Below are 19,652 nucleotides of genomic sequence, written 5' to 3'. Positions count from 1 at the left end.
AGTTAATTATTCAGATTCTTGCATCCACCATAGCTGTTCCCATAATTCTCCACCATCATTTGGCTGAGGCTGACCAGGTGTGCTTCTTCCTGATTCAATGTATTTTGTCAAAAGCGCTTGAAGTTCATCAACCTTTTCCGGGAACTCTGCCTGTAGGTTATTTTCTTCTTTCGGGTCGTCTTTCATGTTGAACAACTGAACTTCTGGCAATGTGTCTTGTTTGGCCACTTGGGCAGGGGTTGGAAAACTCCAGCCGCCAGAACCCGCAGTCATCGCCAACTTCCAATCACCTTTCCTGATGGCAAAGCTTCCATTAATGGAATGGTGAACTGTTGCCTCACGGAAATCGCCTTCCAAAGTTTCACCTTGAAATAATGGCAGCATGCTGTAACTGTCTTCTCCCTCATCGTCCTTTAGCTTGTACCCCACCAAATCAGCACAGGTAGCCATTAAGTCTGTCGTACAAATGGTTTGATCATTGATAGTAGAAGCTTTGATAGTTCTTGGCCATTTTACGATGAATGGAACCCGATGTCCACCTTCATAAATATCCGCTTTATGCCCTCTATAAATACCATTTGGATAATGTCCCTTAGCTGTCAGCTCTTCAATTTTGGCAGCAGGAGAACAGCCATTGTCACTGGTAAAAACAATCATGGTATTTTCTTCAATACCCGCTTCTTTGACCGCGGCCATTAATTGCCCCATATAATCATCAATCATCATTACAAAATCCCCATAAGGGTTTAAGCCACTTTTACCCTGGTACTCTTCAGAAGGCAAAATAGGAGTATGCGGGGAAGGCAATGGCAAATAAAGGAAAAATGGTTCTCCTGAATGGGCTCTTTCTTTGACATACTGGATGCCTCTCCTGAAAAAATTAGGTGTAACATCTTCGTGCTTAAAATCAGGACCTGTCATCCCTTTTCTCCACCAGCCATACTTATCCTTACTTTGGGTGGAATCAGTCGGAACTGCTGTAACTTTTCCATTTTCTACATAAACATATGGAGGGATATCCAAAGAAGCCACATGGCCATAAGCATAGTCAAAGCCATTGTCATTTGGATTATGGGTCACAGGTAAGCTGAAATCCACGTTTCCAGAAGCATCTTTTCCCCAGTCCCAGCTAAGGTGCCACTTGCCTATAAATGCCGTATGATAACCATGTGCACTGAGCATGGAAGCCACCGTTGCTCTGGTAGTATCAATCAAAGGTTTACTATATCCACCTAATACCCCTTTTTTCAACGTTGATCTCCAATTATACCTTCCGGTCAAAATACCATATCTGGTAGGGGTGCACACTGCCGAGGAGGTATGCGCATCTGTAAAACGCATTCCTTCCTTTGCCAATTGGTCAAGATGAGGAGTTGGGATCTTACTATCAGGGTTATTGGCTCCTAAATCTCCAAAGCCCATATCATCTGCTAAGATATAAATGATGTTTGGAGGAGTAATAGCTACTTTCTCACTTTCGGTCGATTGATTCTTACAGCTTGCGGCAATAAAAACCAAGACTATCACAAAAATTCTACACTTTAATATATCCATTTTTTTAGATTGATTACTTTAAGAAATTAGCGCAATTTACCTAAAAACCTCTACCTTTTGTTCCACCAATAATCACTTGATTGCATACTTTTTTATCATGCACTAACAAAAAAGACCCGGGGTTCCCAGGTCTTTTACTATCACTTATTAATTATCACATTTAGCTCCTTTTTCATTTCCTCCATTACCTTTGGAAACTCATCTGAAACCTCATTGGTCTCTCCTGCATCTGCTTTCACATCAAACAGCTGATCCTCTTTGGAGAATCCAGTTTCAATGATCGGCCCCCAAGGCACCATGTCTGGGCCGTTGTTGGCCGGGATATACTTATAACCATCCCTTCTCACATAAGCCAGATTACTGAACAAGGCTTCCTGCACCAAAGCATATCTGCCTTCTGTATCCTCTCCTACCAAACTTTGCCAAGCATTTTCAGTGTCTACTGCCTGGGTGGAGTCATATTCTACATCCAGATAGGCAGCCATAGAACCTAATAAATCTACTTGGCTAAAAAGAGCATTGGAGATGGTTCCTGACTGAATTTCTGCGGGCCATTTCACAATAAAAGGTACGCGAGTTCCTGCTTCAAAGGCACTGTATTTCCCACCTCTTAGGTTACCTCCCGGATGATGGTCACCTACCAGCTCTCTTGCCTGATCTACATAGCCATCGTCCAATACAGGCCCATTATCGCTGGAGAAAATAATCATGGTATTTTTATCAAGCCCTTCAGCTTTTAGTAATTTCACCAATTCTCCTACAGTCCAATCTAACTGAACAATCACGTCTCCACGAGGGCCAAACTCAGTTGCGCCTTGAAAGCGTTCATTGGCTATTCTTGGCACATGAATATCGTGGGTCGCAAAGTACATAAAGAATGGTTTGCCTAAATCCTGCTTGATAAAAGCACTGGCCTTATCCACAAAAGTTTGTGCAAAATCCTCATCTCTCCACAGGGCTGCCTCGCCTCCCGACATGTAACCAATTCGGCTTACGCCATTGACAATGGTATGGTTATGGCCATGAGACCACATCATCTTAAGCAAGTCCGGATTGTCCTTTCCGGTAGGTCTATCACCTACTTTTTTACGGTAGCTAACCTCTATAGGGTCCTTAGGATCCAAGTTAACCACATGATGGTCTTCAACAAACACTGTAGGAACCCGATCTCCAGTCGCAGGTATGATAAATGAATAATCAAAGCCAATTTCCAAAGGTCCCGGGCTTAGTTCACCATTCCAATCTGGGCCATTTTCTCCCCCCAATCCTAAATGCCACTTACCTATGACTGCTGTTCTATAACCTCCTTTTTGCATCACCAAAGGTAGTGTCTCCACTCCTGGTTTGATCAAAGCGGAGGCATCTCCTGGCGCTACTCCGCGCCCCTTTGCTCTCCAGGCATATTCCCCTGTGAGCAATGAATACCTAGACGGAGTGCAAGTGGCTGCCGACGCATAAGCATTCGTAAACAGCAAACCCTGCTCAGCTAACTTATCAATATTGGGAGTAGGGATTTTTCCGCCATAAGTAGCGATATCCCCATACCCTACATCATCTGTATAAATCAGTAGTACATTGGGTTTTCCCTTGCCAGAAGAATCTGTTTTTTTGGCTACTTGCTTTTGACTGCATGAAATACAAAACAATAGCGCTAAGCCTGCAAATAATTTTAGTTCCTTCATTTCAACTTCTTTGATTCTAAAGCCTCTCCAGAAAACTTCAGAGAGGTACAGTAATAATACATCCGATAAAAAAGGCCAGTAAAATTACTGGCCCTTTTAATCTTAAATCTTCAATATTTATTCGTAGCCTGGATTTTGAACCCACTTCGGATTATCTGCAATTATTCCCTGATCAATTGGGAAGTAAAACCTTTCTGGACCAAACTCTCTGGTCACTGGTTCTGCATTCTTCAATGTAATGATGTACTTGTCCTCATCAAGGTCATACTTGAATACCAACCCTTTCATCCTTACATTATCCAAATAATCTGGAGCCGTTCTCCATCTCACCAAATCCCAGTATCTATGAGTTTCAAAACACAATTCTACTTGTCTTTCTTTTCTCAAGTTTTCCTCAGAAATCTGATCATAAAGCGGCATTCCAGCTCTCTCTCTTATCATGTTAACTGCGTCAAGAGATTCCCCCATTTGATTAAGATAGTAAGCAGCTTCTGCCAAATTCAAATACATCTCACCTAATCTGAAAATCGCAAAATCCTGCCCAGAATCACCACTAACTGGTAGATCCAAATATTCATTTACATTCTTACGTCTCAGCATAGCTGTATTTCTTACGTTTCTGGCATGTGCAGAAGCAGGCCAAACCTCTCCATTTCTATCAAGATTTCCTGAACTAACTTCTACCTTTTGACCTTGACCATTAGTATAAAGGGTACTACTATGAAAATAGATTAGCCCTCCCTTAAAGGTTGTTTCCGGATAGAACACAGATGCCCTAAAGCGTGGATCTCTGTTTCCAAAGAACTCGTCCATATCCCACTTATTATTGGCATTAAGTTCATCTCTACTAATTGACGTGCCTAAGGTGCCGTCTTGAAAATCAAACAACTCAACCATATCGTACAATACTGGGAAATTACAGCCCCAGCCCGCTCTAAATTCCGCAGGAAAAGCAAGGTTATCGAAACTAGTACCCTTAATAATTGGCTCAAAAACCTGGGCAAAAATCACCTCGCTGTTATTGTCATCCAAAAATAAGTTGATGTAATTCTCTACCTTATCACTGTACTCATTATAGAGCGTAAAATTTCCCGATTCAATGATTTCCTTAGAAGCGTCATAACTTTTTTGGTAATAACTCTGAGCTAAAGAATTTGGAATCCCTACCACTCCGTCTATTTGCACCTGCCCAAAGTTGGCTATACTCGCTGCATATAATGCTGCTCGGCTTTGAAGAGCCAATGCAGTCCATTTGTCTGCACGACCTTGTCCTCCTATAGCATCAGGACTTAAATAAGGAATTGCTGCATCCAGTTCAGAAATAATGAAATCATATACTTCTTGTTCCGTATTTCTACTAGGATAAAGCTCTTCCTCTGGATCATTTACATCTTGAACACTGGTAATCAATGGTACTCCACCATAACGTTTTACCATTTCAAAATACATAAAAGCTCTTAGAAACTTGGCCTCTGCTGCTTTTGCATTGATATAATCTTGATTATACGAAGCACTTTCTACAATATTCTCAATAATATAATTTACATCACGAACATTGTTCCATGGATAATATCCAACAGGTCCATCACCAGCTGCTGCTGAGTAAGTCCTTTGATATGTGGTATTGGGATCCTGCCAATCAGCAAAACAAATATGTTCGCCACCAATGGCAGGTATCATTCCAATATTTAATCCAGCTTGCCCACCCCAATTAAAAAACCTTATATCCTGATAAACATTAGCCAAATAGGCTTCAGTCAATGCCTCTGATTCAAAGACATTATCCTCCGAAATAAAATCCGGTACCTTAGTCAACTCATCTTCACATGAAAATAGCATGAAGATGCAAAGTGGTAATAATATATTTCTTATATTTTTCATTACTATCTGCTTTAAATTACAATGCTACTTGAACACCAAAAGACATCGTCCTTAACAAAGGCAAGTTAAATGCATTTGGTTGCGAAGATTCTTCAGGGTCAAGGCTTCCCTTGAAGATCCCCAATTTATTAAAGGAAACTATATTGTCACCTGACACATAAACAGTTACCCTATCCAAACCTACTCGAGAAAGAATTTGGTTGCTGACGTTATATGATAAAGTAGCTGTTTTCAATCTTATATAAGTACCATCTTTCATCCAGAAATCTGACTGCAGATCATTCCATGTTCTTGAACCGTCTCTGTTGAATGCTGGCAACTGAGCATTTGGATTGGATCCTACTCCAGGATTGGCAGGGTCTTGGGTCCAAGAATACTCTTGATGTATTGTAAGTGGAACCTGCTCATTATTGAATGGCGATCTATATGCTCCTACTATAAAAACATTGAACTGTGATCCTCCTTGCCATAACATCGACAAATTGAAGTTTTTATAAGTCAAGCTTGGGCTAAGGCTATAGGTCAATTGAGGATTATTTCCGTAACCAATTTCATACCTGTCCTCTCTATTGATCACACCATCACCAGTGATATCAACATATTTAATATCTCCAGGTTTTGGAGTACCATTGATATCTTCAAAAGTATAGGTATCCAAATATTCATCCACTTCAGCTTGGGAATTGAAAAGTCCATCAGACTTATATCCGAACGCAACGTTTACCCAACGACCTGTTCTCTTGTTAAACTTCACTTGAACAGGGTCGGTCTCATCAATATCTTCTTGGTATTTCTCATATTTCTCTCTAGTATATCCAACGCCTGCCACTACATTATATTGGAAATCCCCAACAGAGCCCTTTACACCCAAAGAAGCATCAAGCCCCCTATTACTTCTTGCATCAAGGTTCACCTGAGGAAGTGCTGCACCAAACGTTCCTGGCAAAGATTCCAAAGGTTGTCTAAGCAAACCATCACGGTATCTATAAAATCCATCAATGCTACCAAACACACGTCCACCAAACAAAGTATAGTCAAGTCCTGCATTATACAATGTGGTCTCTTCCCAAGTTACCAGTTCATTAGGTAAGCCACTGGCTTGTATTTGAGGTACCTGCTGTCCATCAAGAAGATAAATATTCCCTGTTCTTTCCTCAAAGCCAGATAAATATTCAAAAGAAGTGTTTCCTAAATTACTATCAACTCCAGTCTGACTAAATGAAAGTCTTAACTTCAATTGATCAAACATCTCTGCATTTTTCATAAAGTCTTCCCTTGCGATGTTCCAACCTGCAGAAACAGAAGGGAAATAACCCCATCTTACTTTAGGACCAAATTTAGAACTAGCATCTGCCCTTAAGGTAGCTTCAAAAAGATATTTTTCATCGAAGGAATAATTCAATCGCCCTGCAAAACTAACACGAGTATACTCTACATCACGTCCAGTACCAGAAGTAGTGGTCAACTCATTAGCACCGCTTACTTCAGGAATATCAGGAGAGAGCAAATCCCTTCTGTTCACAGTCAGACTATTGTAAACATTGTCTTCTCTTTCTCCAAAGGCCAAAAATGAGACATTATGCTTATCTATGTCTTTATTATATCTTGCGTATCCTCTATAAAGAAACCTACTTCTTGGATCACTAGGTCCGTATATACTTTTAATATATCTATTGATCCCTGCAGACCCCTCAACTTGATACCCATCATAAGTATCAGTGATATCATCTGGGTTGTAGGAATAAACCTGATAGAATTTGGTCAATGTTTCTGATACTGCAGTTCTAAATCTAAAGTTCGTTCTAGCCCCTAATGTCAAATCTTTGAAGAAAGGCAAATTATAGCTTAATTCAAGGGCACCAGCTGTTGTCTTTTTATTGGTATTCTCATAACCTACAACATCTTTCTGAATTCTTGTTATTGGTGAACGAGCATTAAATCCAGAGTATGGATTCTTAGTAGGATCAGGCAAAGAAGTAGGATATATAGGTTGTGCGGTCCTCAAATCATTCCAAATATCCCCGATAGAAGATGCAGCATAATCCTGTTGTTCATTGATATGGCTTACATTCAGCTTAAGGTCTAATCCTTCTGAAAGTTTGATATCTGTATTACTAGTAATGGAAAATTTACTGTAGTCATAATCTCCATTGAAGATCCCAGACTGGTCTTGCATACCCAAACTGATGTAATACCTCACATCCTCACTTCCACCCCTAAGGCTTAAATTGTGATTCTGTAAAGGAGAGCCTCCTTTTTTAACGGTAGCATTTGCCCAATCATAACTTGGGGCGCCAGGTGCAGTATATTTTTCTAGATTCTCTTCAGTAAACAAAGTTCCATAAGAAATATCTGCATCTGGATTTGCAGGATCATACTGGGTATTAAAAATAGCGTCCCTGCCTAATTTGATAAAATTACCTGCATCTACCTGCTCAGGGAAAGTCAATCTTTTCTGGGTAGCAAAATAACCATGATAAGTTATCTTAGGCTTACCTGAAGTTCCTCTTTTAGTAGTTACCAAAATAACTCCATTCCCTGCACGAGCACCATAAATAGCAGCAGAAGCGTCTTTCAGAACAGAAATGCTTTCAATATCATTAGGGTCTAGACGATCCAAATAAGACTCCACTCCATCCACAATGACTAAAGGAGCTCCGAATCCTCTAATACTAATATTAACATTATCAGCTCCAGGGAGTCCTGGGTTTTGATTAGTTACCAAACCAGGAACTTGTCCTACTAAAAGTCCTTTTACGTTAGTAGTTGGGTTTTTGGCAAGCTTATCTGCCTTTAAATCCGTCACGGAACCGGTAAGGGTACTCTTCTTTTGGGTACCATAACCTACCACAACCACTTCGTCTAGATCTCCTAAATCTTCTTCAAGTACTAAGTTTATTTGACTATTACTTCCCACTTGAACTGTCTGCGTCTTAAATCCAACAAAGGAAAAGACAAGTTCACCACCTTCTTGAACATTAATGGAGTATTGTCCATCCAAATCTGTCACAGTACCATTAGTAGTACCTTTTTCTACAATAGCTACTCCCGGAAGTGGGTTGCCATCTTTATCAGTAATAACACCGCTTACTTCTACTGCCACGATATTAGCTTCAACAGCTTTAATAATATCGCGTTGTCTTCCAACAAAGACGCTGTTATTGACTTGCTTAAATTTTAGTCCGGTAGTCTTGGCAATTTCTGTAAGAACCATCTCTACAGAAAGTTCTTCGTTACCAATACTCACCTTGGGTTTATTATCAACAACGTCATCAGGATAAACAAAAACATAATCCGTTTTGCGTTCCATCTCTTCAAACAGTGCCTTAACGGTCCATTCTCTCTTTTCAACTTTCACAAAAGCCTTATCAAGTGGCTTTATCTGTGCATTCCCTTCCTTTGCCATCAAGGTCGAAAGAAATAAGCATTGAATAATTATGCCATATAGCAGATTTTTAGACACCATTATTATTAGGTCTAGTAATTTTCTTTTCATAATTTAGTTAAATGTTTTAAGGTTAGTCACTTGAAACTCTCGGGACAGTCACTTCATTTGGCGATGGATGACTGTCCTTATTTTTATATCATAGGCAATTATTATGGTTTAATGATTACTTTGTTTTCTTGTATTTCGTATTTAAAACCTAAGGAAAAAGACAATCCATTGAGTATATTTTCCAAACTCTCGTTGTCAAACAAGCCTGAAACTTTCCTACTGGCTTTCACTCCCTTACCCAATTCAATATCGATTGAATACCATTGCTCCAGGTTTTCAACAACATCTTTCAACTTTTGGCTCTTAAATCTAATCCTCCCCTCTTTCCAGGCCATTACTTTTAAAGGTTCAAAAGCCTCTACTTGAAGCATATAATTTTCTTCAGAAGTAAAGCTAGCCATTTGACCAGGGACAAGTAAAACCTCATTATCTCCATTGGACGGCCCCAACTGCTCCACCTTAACTTTCCCTTCAGTCAAAGCAACTTTCACATCACCATCCCTTGAGTAAGTATTAAATGCAGTTCCTAAAGCTGTGGTCACCAAGCTCTCTGTCCTTACTTTGAAAGGGTGCTCCTTATCAGATGCCACTTCAAAAAAAGCTTCTCCCTTAAGGCTTACTTCTCTAATCTCTTTACCAAACTCTGAGGAATAACTTAATGATGAATTGGCATTTAGAATTACAAAGGTTTGGTCAGGTAATCTCAATTTAAGTTTTTGGCCACTTTTAGCCTCCTTAGTGTAGACTATCAGCTCTTCTTTCACTTCAGGCACATCCAAGTGATAGACCTGACGATATACTGCAAAAGTAATAAGCCCTACTAGCAACACGGAAGCTGCTATCTTCAGTGAAGGCCACCATAGCTTCTTTTCTTTATTTTGCAGTGGCCTCTCATTCTCCTTTTTTATCTTTTTATGGATATTCTCTAAAATCCTCTCTTTATCCTCCTTACTATCGGAGATTTCCGACTCCTCCCAAGTTTTCTCCATTAAGGCGTCCAGCTTTTGCTGAGCTTTAGGCTTTTCCAGCCATTGGCTCACTTCATGCTTTTCTCCTACTGAAGCTTTATTGTTTAAAAATCTTATGAGTTTATCTTTATTCACTTTCGTTTCTTGTAGTCTTCTAAGGGTTATACACTTGGGAAGGGCGAACTACTTAATGAAACTTTAATTTTTTATTAACACTAAAAAACTGAATTCCATCTAAATAAAACAATTAATCAAAAACAAGTGAAAAAGCGCACAATAAAAGAATTTAAATCTTAAAAAATTGAAAATAATAGATATAAATTCCGATAAAATATTTATAGAATTTTTAACTTTTTTTATTACAACAACATACTTAAGTACTGAGAACTACATTTCCTTTGTCAAACGAAGCTATATCTCGTATTAAAAATCATGGATCAAATGGAAAAGTCGAGGAGACGAGAGTTTTTTGATAGCTATATGCTTTCTTTAACACATTTTATTTTACCCAAACACCGATGAACTAAAATATGATTATCAAACTATTACAAAACTGTATTCTCCCTTTTTATCCCGATAATCGTGACAGGTGTAATTGGTTCACCTTTAACTTGCAAATAAAATCTTGATGGAGTGAAATTATGTGCTTTATAAGCTTGCTCAGTTATCAGCAAATACACACAAAAATGATGAGTAGTACTATTCTTTTTTTTGGGGAGGGTAATGAAAATATTTTTTAGCTATTCAGCATAAAAATCACAAAAACACTGACCATGGAAGCATGTTGCAAAATACTAGCCCGTAACTGTTTGCTAGCTAAATACACATGATGCTCTACAGTTCTTACTGAGATATTAAGCATTCCCGCAATTTCCTTATGGCTCAAACCCTCTAATTTATTAAGGGTAAAAACCTTCTTTTGGATTTGAGGAAGTTGATCTAATACACTAAAAGCTGTTTGTTCTAATTCCTGGTACGCTAGCTCATCGTAAACATGCATTTCATTGGAAATGAGATCTACCTCTGTTTCTTCAACACTGACAAACTTCTTGGCATTGCGTAACTTATTGTAAATTTGGTTTTTTACAGACACAAAGAGATAGCTTTTAAAACTTAACTCACTCTTAAGCGTATTTCTCTTTTCCCAAACCTTTATAAAGACTTCTTGGACTGCTTCTTCAGCTTCATCATTGTCCAAAATAAAAGTCTTTGCAAACCCCAATACTCTTGGCACATAACGATGATACAGTTCATCAAAAGCAGTCAACTCACCTTGTCTTAGCAAGGCAATTAACTCAACGTCAGTATGGTTTAGAAGATATCTCATTTAGTACAACACCCCTAAACATAGAAATTATTTATTCGAAATAAAACTTTACGGAAATATTTTATTTCGATTCAACTATTACTATACTATTTTATCTTACGAAACTAATTTATTAATATTTTAACTTGATACAGTTAATCAATAATATTAACACTCTCCTTTGTACAGATGCTAAATTATACAAATATTTAATTGCACTTTTCTACTCAAGGAACTGAGTAAAATTTTTATCACCTAATCATCACCGAAATATGCCATTCGTCACGCCTTTTTTCCTCTCTTTGAGTGAAAAGAATTTGAAATACTTCCGCTCGGTTCCAAGCTTTTTGAAGTCTGGCATCTTTCATTTCAAAGTTTAATATTTTCAAGCACAGGTCTTGATAAGGATATTTCAATATAATATCCTTGCCATCATTTTCTCCGATCTTCACCACACCTTTTCCTATCTCCACTGGCTTATCATAACACATGAAATGGAGTTCACTTTTGGAATGAAATTGTTCCAACTCAAACTGGTCTGTTATATCGAATTTTGCGCGTTCTCTATTAAGCGTATAGGTTCTGTTCCAATGCTTACAAGCTGCCTCAGTAGGATAGGATTTGCTGATATCTAAATCAAACCTCAGAAAACTTCTCCCAATATCAAAATCAACTTTTTGCGCACTATATTTTTTACCAGACTTTTGGGAAAAACCATTGATTTTGGGAAGGTTATGAAAATCAGACTGCATCGTCCATATCTCATATCGCTCACTGCTAAATGTTTTCGCTGAATATGTCTCTACCCCTAGGTCAACTAAAACAGGTTTCCCTTGAAAGTAGAGGATAAAAGAACCTACATCATTATGATTGTGGCTTTCATTATTATGTCCTCCTTTGGCAGCAAAAAAGAAACCTTCTCTGGACCTTCCTCCAATGATTTCTGTTTCCGGATATAAAAAATAGGACTCGGGACTTGTATACGGAGACTGCCTCAATAATTCAGTATACAAACTCAGATTATGTAACATTCTGTCTAAGCTTCCATTTAAAGGAGCGTCTGAAAAATCGACTTGCTGTGCAATATCCACAGCAAATCCCTTTAACTTTTCATCTGAAACATACTTACCATACCTATAAATAATCCCTGGGTGAGCCTTTAAGCTAGCAGAAGCATCTGCGAAGTTCACATAATACTCGCCCGCTATATGGGTTTTACGAATATAATTACCCATATTTTTAATCAAAGACTGATCCCCAATATAAATTTCATTTGAAGAAATTTGATGGATCAACGCAAGGTATTCTAACATCTTTCCCCCAGCATGGTCCCAATAGGCAGGCCCTTCTTCACATGCTCCATCTGATTTATAATAGTTAATAAACTGATCCACAGAACGCATACTCTTTTCATATACTTGTTGCTTGATAGCTTGGTCTTCTTCTACAAGAAAAGTAGCTAACAAGACATTGTAATTACACCATGGATTCCAATTATTTACAAATGATGAATCAAATCCCATCCACCAAAAATCATCCCTAGCGAGGTAAGGAGTAATGATCCTTTCTTTAATTTCATTTTCTAATCGTTGCACCAACAGCGGGGAAACATTTTCTAGGTCACTCCGAAAATAAAAGTACACCCAAGCCAACAAATTGGCTACTTCCCCAGAGCCCAAATCGATTAGCGGATCAGCTATGTTTGGAACTCCAGCGCCTCCCTTTTGCGGTCCTAAATGAGCAGACAATACCCAAGTAGACTGTTCACACAATGCCCAAATGGCATCAGCTATTGGGTCCAGGTATTTTCCCTCTTGCTCTAATAGCTCAGCCATAACCAAACTTTTTAGCACTGATGTCCTTTGATTCTGAAAATTTTGCATCCTTGTCCTATTGCCATTCCGCACAAAGTCCAGATAAGCAGAGGCCGGGATACTCGGCCATTCATATTTGAAAGCTGTTTGAGCATCAACTTGAATTTGCTCTAATACACCATCAGGAAGTTTATCAAAGTTTTTCTTCAAAGAAGCTTTATCCGGGAAAATTCCTACCGGATCATTATGCCAAGTATCCATATTGGCTTTTTCAAGGTCATGTTGTAATAAATCGCGTTTTTCTTGAGCGAAAATAAATTCTGAAATAAACAAAAGAATAAAAGCTAAAACTAACTTGGGTTTCCGCATAATAGAAAGTATTACATCAAGCATAAGAACAACTGTTTTTTAGAGAAAGTAATAAAAAATTAAAACGAGCTTAAGAAGATGATTTAACCCACATTTTCATCCCCACCTCCCACTTTACAAATCATCCCCTTACTATCCAATCGTTATTTTTGATATTCAAAGTTAAAAAAATGGGAACTGATGATTTCTCATAGTTCCCAGTAAATTTAAATGGTTACCAATTTGGATTTTGCTTCAAAGCTGGATTCAAACCTAATTCGTTAATGGGTAATGGCCAAAGGTAATCTCTGTCAGGGTCGAACGATCTGTTTTCCTCTGCCTGTAGCACAATGACATTATCCTCGTTGACATTTGGGGTAACGTCTGTACCAAATTCATCCTCAAAATAGAAATTTCCCAAAATCGCCTCTGGAAGAACATCTTCCGCAGTTTTCCACCTAATAAGATCCCAATACCTATAACCCTCTAACGCTAACTCTACACGTCTTTCCCTTCTTATTTCTTCCAACATATCCAAACCGTTAGTAGCAGCAAATGCATTACTTATCGGAACCACTCCGGCCCTATTTCTCAATAAATTAATGCTGTTATTTAGTTCTTCATCAGAAATAGCTCCATTGATCTCATAGATGACCTCTGCATAATTTAGCAATACCTCTGCATACCGGATAATCGTATAATCAATATAAGATCTAGAGTTTTGCCAATCTGTTAAATTGGCATACCTGCGATTGGCGAACCCTGTCCTTTGGAAAGACAAACTGGGCACAGTAAAAACAGGCATGGTACCAGTATATTCATCCCCTTCTTTATAAAAGGTATCCCACATTCTAGGATCCCTATTTTCAAAAACATCCATGATACTTTCAGGTTCATCGTACAATGGAGATTTATCAATGGGTAAACCATCTACCATCAAGTAAGCATCTGCTAATGCCTTGGTAGGATTAGCAGCACCGGTTTCAAGGTTTCGCTGTGTCACATGACTCAAAATAGATTCTGATACATTTACCCCATACTGTCTGACCAATAGATTTTCGGAATTCCCGGGACCTTCTCCCTCATATTGATAGAGATCAAAATAATCTCCAAACAAACTATGTTCATTAGATGCCATACAACTTTCTGCAGCCTCCAGAGCTAAGTTTAAGTGCATCTGAGGATCACCATATCCATGGTACTTGGCTCTGGTACCTTCAAAGAGCGCTACCCTAGACTTAAAACCCAAGGCAGCAGTACTAGTAACCCGACCATACTCTTCTCCACTCATCTCTGACGGAACGGGTAAAAATGCAACCGCATCATCCAAATCCAGATAAATTGCCTCCAGCACTTCTTCTCGGTCATTGGCTGGAGCAAACAATCGCTCGTCATCCTCTGTCAATGATTCTAAAATCAAAGGAACATCTCCAAATCTTTGTACCAAACTAAAGTATGCCCAAGCCCGAAAAAACTTTGCTTCTGCAATATACCTTTGTACTATTTCAGTCTCTAAACCATTCTCTGTAGCGCGAGGAGCTTTTTCGATGATGTTATTAGCTGCACGTATCAATCGGTATGGAGTATTATAACTACCATCTGTAGCTGGGGCAATTCTAGTCCCGTCGCTGACGGGATTGGGTGCAGTGCCAAATGCATCATCTGACCACACATCTGTCGTAACCGGTAGGGTAGGCAGGTAGGTATATAAGTAGTTTGCCGCTAACTGGAGATCATTTTCATTTCTCCAATAGGATGGATCACTTAAAGCCGTCTCTGGAAACCTGTCCACATCACAGCTGCTAAAACTGATAATCATGGTCAGCAATCCAATAATTATATTTTTATTTTGATATTTCATGATTTTTGGATTTTAATTGAGCAATTTTTAAAAAGAAAGATTTATTCCCATAGCTACCGTTCCGAAGAAAGGATAATCTGCTCTCACATTGTTGGAATTTTCTGGGTCAAAAACACCATTAAATACGCCCATTTTGGTAAACGTCAATACATCCTGACCTGTAATGAAGATTCTTGCCCTATTTAGATTGATCCGGTTTATCAATGCTGCGGGGAGAGAATATCCTAACTGGAAATTTTTCAACCTAATATAACTTCCATCAAGAACCCAACGATCCGAAGGAACATAATTGTGATGTCCATTTAGGTATGGCCTCGGAAAGGCTGCTTCCGTATTCTCTTCTGTCCAATAATCCTGATGATGCTTCATTGGCATGAACCATGATTGGCTCAATGGCATGATCATATCCCTTGTGGGCATAAAATTTCTCTTTCCTACTCCTTGAAAGAATATGGACAAATCAAAGTTTTTCCACTGGGCAGAAGCATTTAAGCCAAAAAGCATCCGCTGCTGATTGGTCCCTAAAAGCACCAAATCTCCCGGATCATCAGTAGTACCATTACCTACGGTGATGCGGTCATCACCATCCTGATTGATGTACTGCAAATCACCTGGACCGGTTCTATTATCTTGAAAAGGCGCGGCATCTACCTGATCATCAGAACTAAAATAACCAGAAGCCGTAGCATAGCCCCATATGGTATTCAATGGATAACCTTCTATAATCCCGTTATTGCCTGCGCTGACAACGTTTCTACCAGCATATTCAATTAACTCATTTTGGTTATCACTAAGGTTAAAGCCTACATTGTAGCTAAAGTCTTCACTTACCTGATCCCTGTATTTTACTTCTAGTTCCCAGCCCCACGATTTAAGGACGCCATTGTTAATCATTGGTGTGCCCACTCCAAAAGTGGCTGGCAGTTGCAAAGGAGTAAGCATGTTTTTATTTTGCTTCACATAATAATCAAGGCTCATTTGAAGCTTATTTTCTATTAAACCTAAATCCAAGCCGCCATTCCATGTTTCTATCGTCTCCCAGCTTAAGCTTGAAGAAGGTACGCTACTTTCATAGAAGTAAGTTGTCCTAGTTTCATCAGCTCCCATAACCAAACTTGATCCTCTGGACAGAAGACTCAAATAATCATAATAGCCAATAATATTACCACCAAGAGCACTTCCCAATTGTCCCCAAGAACCTCTCACTTTAAATTCAGAGAAAAAAGGGAGCGTATTACCAAAAAATGCTTCTCTGTGCATATTCCACCCTACAGATGCGGCAGGAAAAACTTTGGTTCTTAGGTCCGGCGCCAATCTTGAGCTTTCATCCATTCTTATGGTTCCTTCAAAAAGGAATCTTTCATCAAAACTATAATTGACCCTACCAAAAACAGATTGGTTTGCGTAAGTATTGATACTTTGATTGGTTACTTTGGTATTGTCATCACCAAGATTTAATGAAGGCAAATCATTACTGATCAAGCTATTTGCTCTTGAGTACAGGCGGGTCCACCTGTAATCTTCCCATTGATACCCAGCCAATGCGTGAAACTGATGTTTATCCGCTAAGGTCAAATCATAATCAATTAAAAACTGAAAACTGGTATTGACTGTATTGTCTTGGGTCAGCTCATATACGTTTGGATTATTCAGGATATAAGCTGGACTTTCCCCCCCCCTATCCCAGAGCTGGACGGTTCTGGCAAACCTTTCCCTATCTGCCCTTCTGTATTGGCGTCCATAAATTGACCTTACCGTTAAACCTTTTACCACCTCTTTCAAGGTAGCCGTAAATACACCATCAAAGTCATTTCTGTCGGTATTGTCATATCCACCTTGAGATAAAATAGCATAGGTATTATTTCCTGAAGTACCTGCTCCTCCAAATAAACGGCCATCTGGCATAAAAATAGGGAACCTCTGCCTAGCTTGATAAACCTGCTGTAATAAACCATAGCCACTAGCTCCCGTTGAAGGAGAGTCCGTTCGATGATTTGCATAGGAAATCCTGGAATCCAAGGACAGGTACTTGGTCAATTGTGCTCCCAAGTTAAACCTTGCATTGTAGCGTTCAAAACTATCTGGTCCAAGTTTGAAAACCCCTTGCTTATTATAGTAGCCCAGTGAAACCAAATAATCCAAATCTTCCGTTCCGCCCCTTGCACTTAAGTTGTGTGTTTGCATTGGAGTAGTTTTTCTTAAAACTTGGTCCCTGATGCTTTGCTGATTGTAGGTAACCCATCTATTCGGATTTGTTTCGCTCGGAACAAACTCTACTCCATCTTTGATATATTGCAAAGCTTGATCATTATATTCTGGACCTACACCAGCATTAGCCCTTGCCAAGTTTGAATACAATGCCTCATCCAATAAGCTCAACCTTTCTGGAACGTTTAATGCCCATTCGGTACCAATTTGATTAGAATATTCAAATATGGTCTTACCCTTTTTACCTGATTTGGTTTTTAAAAGAATCACCCCACCTGCAGCTTGGGCCCCATAAATTGCCGCGGCAGCTGCATCCTTTAAGACGGTCACTGACTCTATGTCATTGGGGTTAATTGTCTGAAGCGTAAAAAGTGGAGCTGGTACCCCATCAACCATAAGGAGTGGATTCACTGCCCCATTGGCCGAAGTCACACCCCTTACCTGAATACCAATATTCTGATTACCTGGTTGCCCTCCTGTCCGAGTAATATTGAGACCAGGTGTGGTTCCTTGCAAAGCATTGGCTACATTGGAAACAGGCCTGTCTTCCAAGGCTTTTGAATCCACAGTAGATACAGCCCCAGTAAGGTTAGCTTTTTTCTGAGTACCATAACCAACAACAACGACCTCCTGTAAATCAGACATATCCTCAAACAAAGTAACCCTAACATTCTCCTTTCCTGAAATACTCACCTCTTTCTGCTCGAAACCAATAAAGGAAAAAACCAAGATCGATTCTTCTGAAATATCTTCGAATGAAAACAATCCATCCATATCGGTTACCGCAACCCTTTTCGTGCCTTTGACGATTACATTGACACCCGGTATAGGCAACCCTCCTTCATCCAAAACCACTCCTGAAACACTTCGCTCATACTGCTCAACAACACTAACAGATGATTCCTTAGGAGCCACATGAAGGGTGTTATTAACTTGGGTGAATTTAAGGTTATAATTTTTGGAAAGCTCTTCCAACACCTTAAGCAAAGATTTATTATTTACAGAAATGGTTATGTTTCTGTCTTTTGACAACTGGTCTTCGATAAAAGCAATATTAAATGATGTTATAGACTCTATTTCCTGAAGTACATCCATGATACTTGCCTCTTTCAGCCTTAAGGAAACCTTGACATTCTCCAATTCCTGCTGGCGGTTCAAACCGGCATATGCATATTGTTGAGCAAGGATATCTCCATGACTTATCAATAAAGCCATCATAAATATCCCTACATTCTTTAAACCAAAGTGTAGGTATTTTTTCATAATCAATGGGTTAGTGTTTAAATGAATAGAATTTTGGGTTTTGTTTATAAAATATATTTAGCTAAATATTTTCACGGTTTTCCCTTTAATCTCAAAGCGAAAGTCATGTATGGAAGACATACCAATGAGTACATTTTCCAAATTTTCATTATTGTATTTCCCGGTATACTTCTTGCGTAGGTCTATCTCTTCGGCTACTTGAATGTCCACTCCATACCAAACCTCTAATTGAGCGAAAACCTTATCGAAGGGAAGGTCTTTGAATGATAGGACTCCATCTTTCCAGCCGATGTGATATACCGGGTCAAAATTTGACTTTATAAGTACTCCCGTTTCCAGGTCCAGCTTAGTCATTTCATGTTTGATTAAGACTTCAGAGTATCCGTGATGGGTATCCACTGCCACGCTGCCAGAAGCCACTGCCACTTCAAACCGATCCGAATTTGGATAACTCAGAATATCAAAAGCAGTCCCTAGAACCTGGATATCCATTTTTTCTGTTCTCACTACAAAAGGAGCATTTTCATTTCTGGTTACTTCAAAAAAGCCTTGACCTATAAGTTTCACTTCTCTTAAAGTGTCCGAAAAAGTAGCCGGAAATTCCAACCTACTGGAGGCATTAAGTTTCACCAATGTCCCATCGGGTAAATAAAAACTAGACTTGGTTCCTTTAGGAGTTAGTTTCGCTATCATCTTTTCAGCAATAGGAAGCTCATTTTTAATAGCTTTGTTAAACAATCCAAAATATTGAGCCGTGAAAAAGACCAAAAACACAAAACATGCGGCGGCTAAAACCTCACGAGGTCCAAAATTCCTGACAGGACTCTTCATTTTTTGAATCTTCTTTTTATCAGCAGCGTACTTCATTATTTCGCCCAAGACTATATCCTTCTCTTCTTTTTCCAGAAAATGACTTTTCTTGGGTTCTATGGCGTTCACTACCGATTTTATCTCTTTCAACACTTGCCCCTTATCAGGGTTATTTTCCAACCATCTTTCCCAATATTGATTGGATTCACGATCTGGAGCTATCAACCATTGAATAAAATATTCATCTTGTAGTAATTCTTTAAAAACTTCATCTTTGAAAGCCATATTTTATAAACCTTATTTCGCCCTTTTAAGTAGAGAGGGGAAAACCTTCAAAACGACCACTTTGAATATTGACTTTTTTAAAAAAAAACTTTAAAAAATCTTAAAAGCACATTTTAAAGGTGATACAGCTTCACCTATCTGAATATAGCTTATAGTTACTAATTCCATAAAGAAGC

10 protein-coding genes are annotated in these 19,652 nt (G+C 38.9%); all 10 read right to left on the bottom strand.

The window, feature by feature from the left end; all coding sequences use genetic code 11:
• Positions 1–6: 6 nt before the first annotated feature.
• A complete protein-coding gene (locus tag JL001_RS10450; RefSeq protein WP_200976029.1) occupies positions 7–1,554 on the bottom strand; it encodes an arylsulfatase in 1,548 nt (515 codons plus the stop codon).
• Between the two features lie 140 nt (positions 1,555–1,694).
• Complete coding sequence (locus JL001_RS10445) at positions 1,695–3,236, bottom strand: arylsulfatase (RefSeq protein ID WP_200976028.1); 1,542 nt, start codon at positions 3,234–3,236, stop codon at positions 1,695–1,697.
• Positions 3,237–3,353: 117 nt separating this feature from the next.
• Positions 3,354–5,117 (bottom strand): RagB/SusD family nutrient uptake outer membrane protein, encoded by a 1,764-nt coding sequence (locus tag JL001_RS10440; protein WP_200976027.1) that lies wholly within the window; start codon positions 5,115–5,117, stop codon positions 3,354–3,356.
• 16 nt (positions 5,118–5,133) lie between these two features.
• The gene (locus tag JL001_RS10435) at positions 5,134–8,613 is read right to left on the bottom strand and encodes a TonB-dependent receptor (protein WP_200976026.1); all 3,480 of its coding nucleotides are present in this window, start codon (positions 8,611–8,613) and stop codon (positions 5,134–5,136) included.
• A 101-nt stretch (positions 8,614–8,714) separates the two neighbouring features.
• The gene (locus JL001_RS10430; RefSeq protein WP_200976025.1) at positions 8,715–9,716 is read right to left on the bottom strand and encodes a FecR family protein; all 1,002 of its coding nucleotides are present in this window, start codon (positions 9,714–9,716) and stop codon (positions 8,715–8,717) included.
• 601 nt (positions 9,717–10,317) lie between these two features.
• Positions 10,318–10,908 carry an RNA polymerase sigma-70 factor gene (locus tag JL001_RS10425; RefSeq protein ID WP_200976024.1) on the bottom strand — a complete coding sequence of 197 codons (591 nt, stop codon included), beginning with the start codon at positions 10,906–10,908 and terminating at the stop codon, positions 10,318–10,320.
• 230 nt (positions 10,909–11,138) lie between these two features.
• Entirely contained in the window at positions 11,139–13,094 is a 1,956-nt protein-coding gene (locus tag JL001_RS10420) for a heparinase II/III family protein (protein WP_200976023.1), read from the bottom strand.
• 190 nt (positions 13,095–13,284) lie between these two features.
• Positions 13,285–14,910, bottom strand: a complete 1,626-nt coding sequence (locus JL001_RS10415) for a RagB/SusD family nutrient uptake outer membrane protein (RefSeq protein ID WP_200976022.1) — start codon at positions 14,908–14,910, stop codon at positions 13,285–13,287.
• A 27-nt stretch (positions 14,911–14,937) separates the two neighbouring features.
• Complete coding sequence (locus JL001_RS10410; protein ID WP_200976021.1) at positions 14,938–18,381, bottom strand: TonB-dependent receptor; 3,444 nt, start codon at positions 18,379–18,381, stop codon at positions 14,938–14,940.
• Between the two features lie 57 nt (positions 18,382–18,438).
• The gene (locus JL001_RS10405; protein ID WP_200976020.1) at positions 18,439–19,476 is read right to left on the bottom strand and encodes a FecR family protein; all 1,038 of its coding nucleotides are present in this window, start codon (positions 19,474–19,476) and stop codon (positions 18,439–18,441) included.
• Positions 19,477–19,652: the final 176 nt, after the last annotated feature.

It is taken from the genome of Echinicola sp. 20G (assembly GCF_015533855.1).
In the GTDB taxonomy this organism is placed as follows: Bacteria; Bacteroidota; Bacteroidia; order Cytophagales; family Cyclobacteriaceae; genus Echinicola.
The sequence above is the reverse complement of the archived record's forward strand: the minus strand, read 5'-3'. Positions and strand labels throughout refer to the sequence as shown.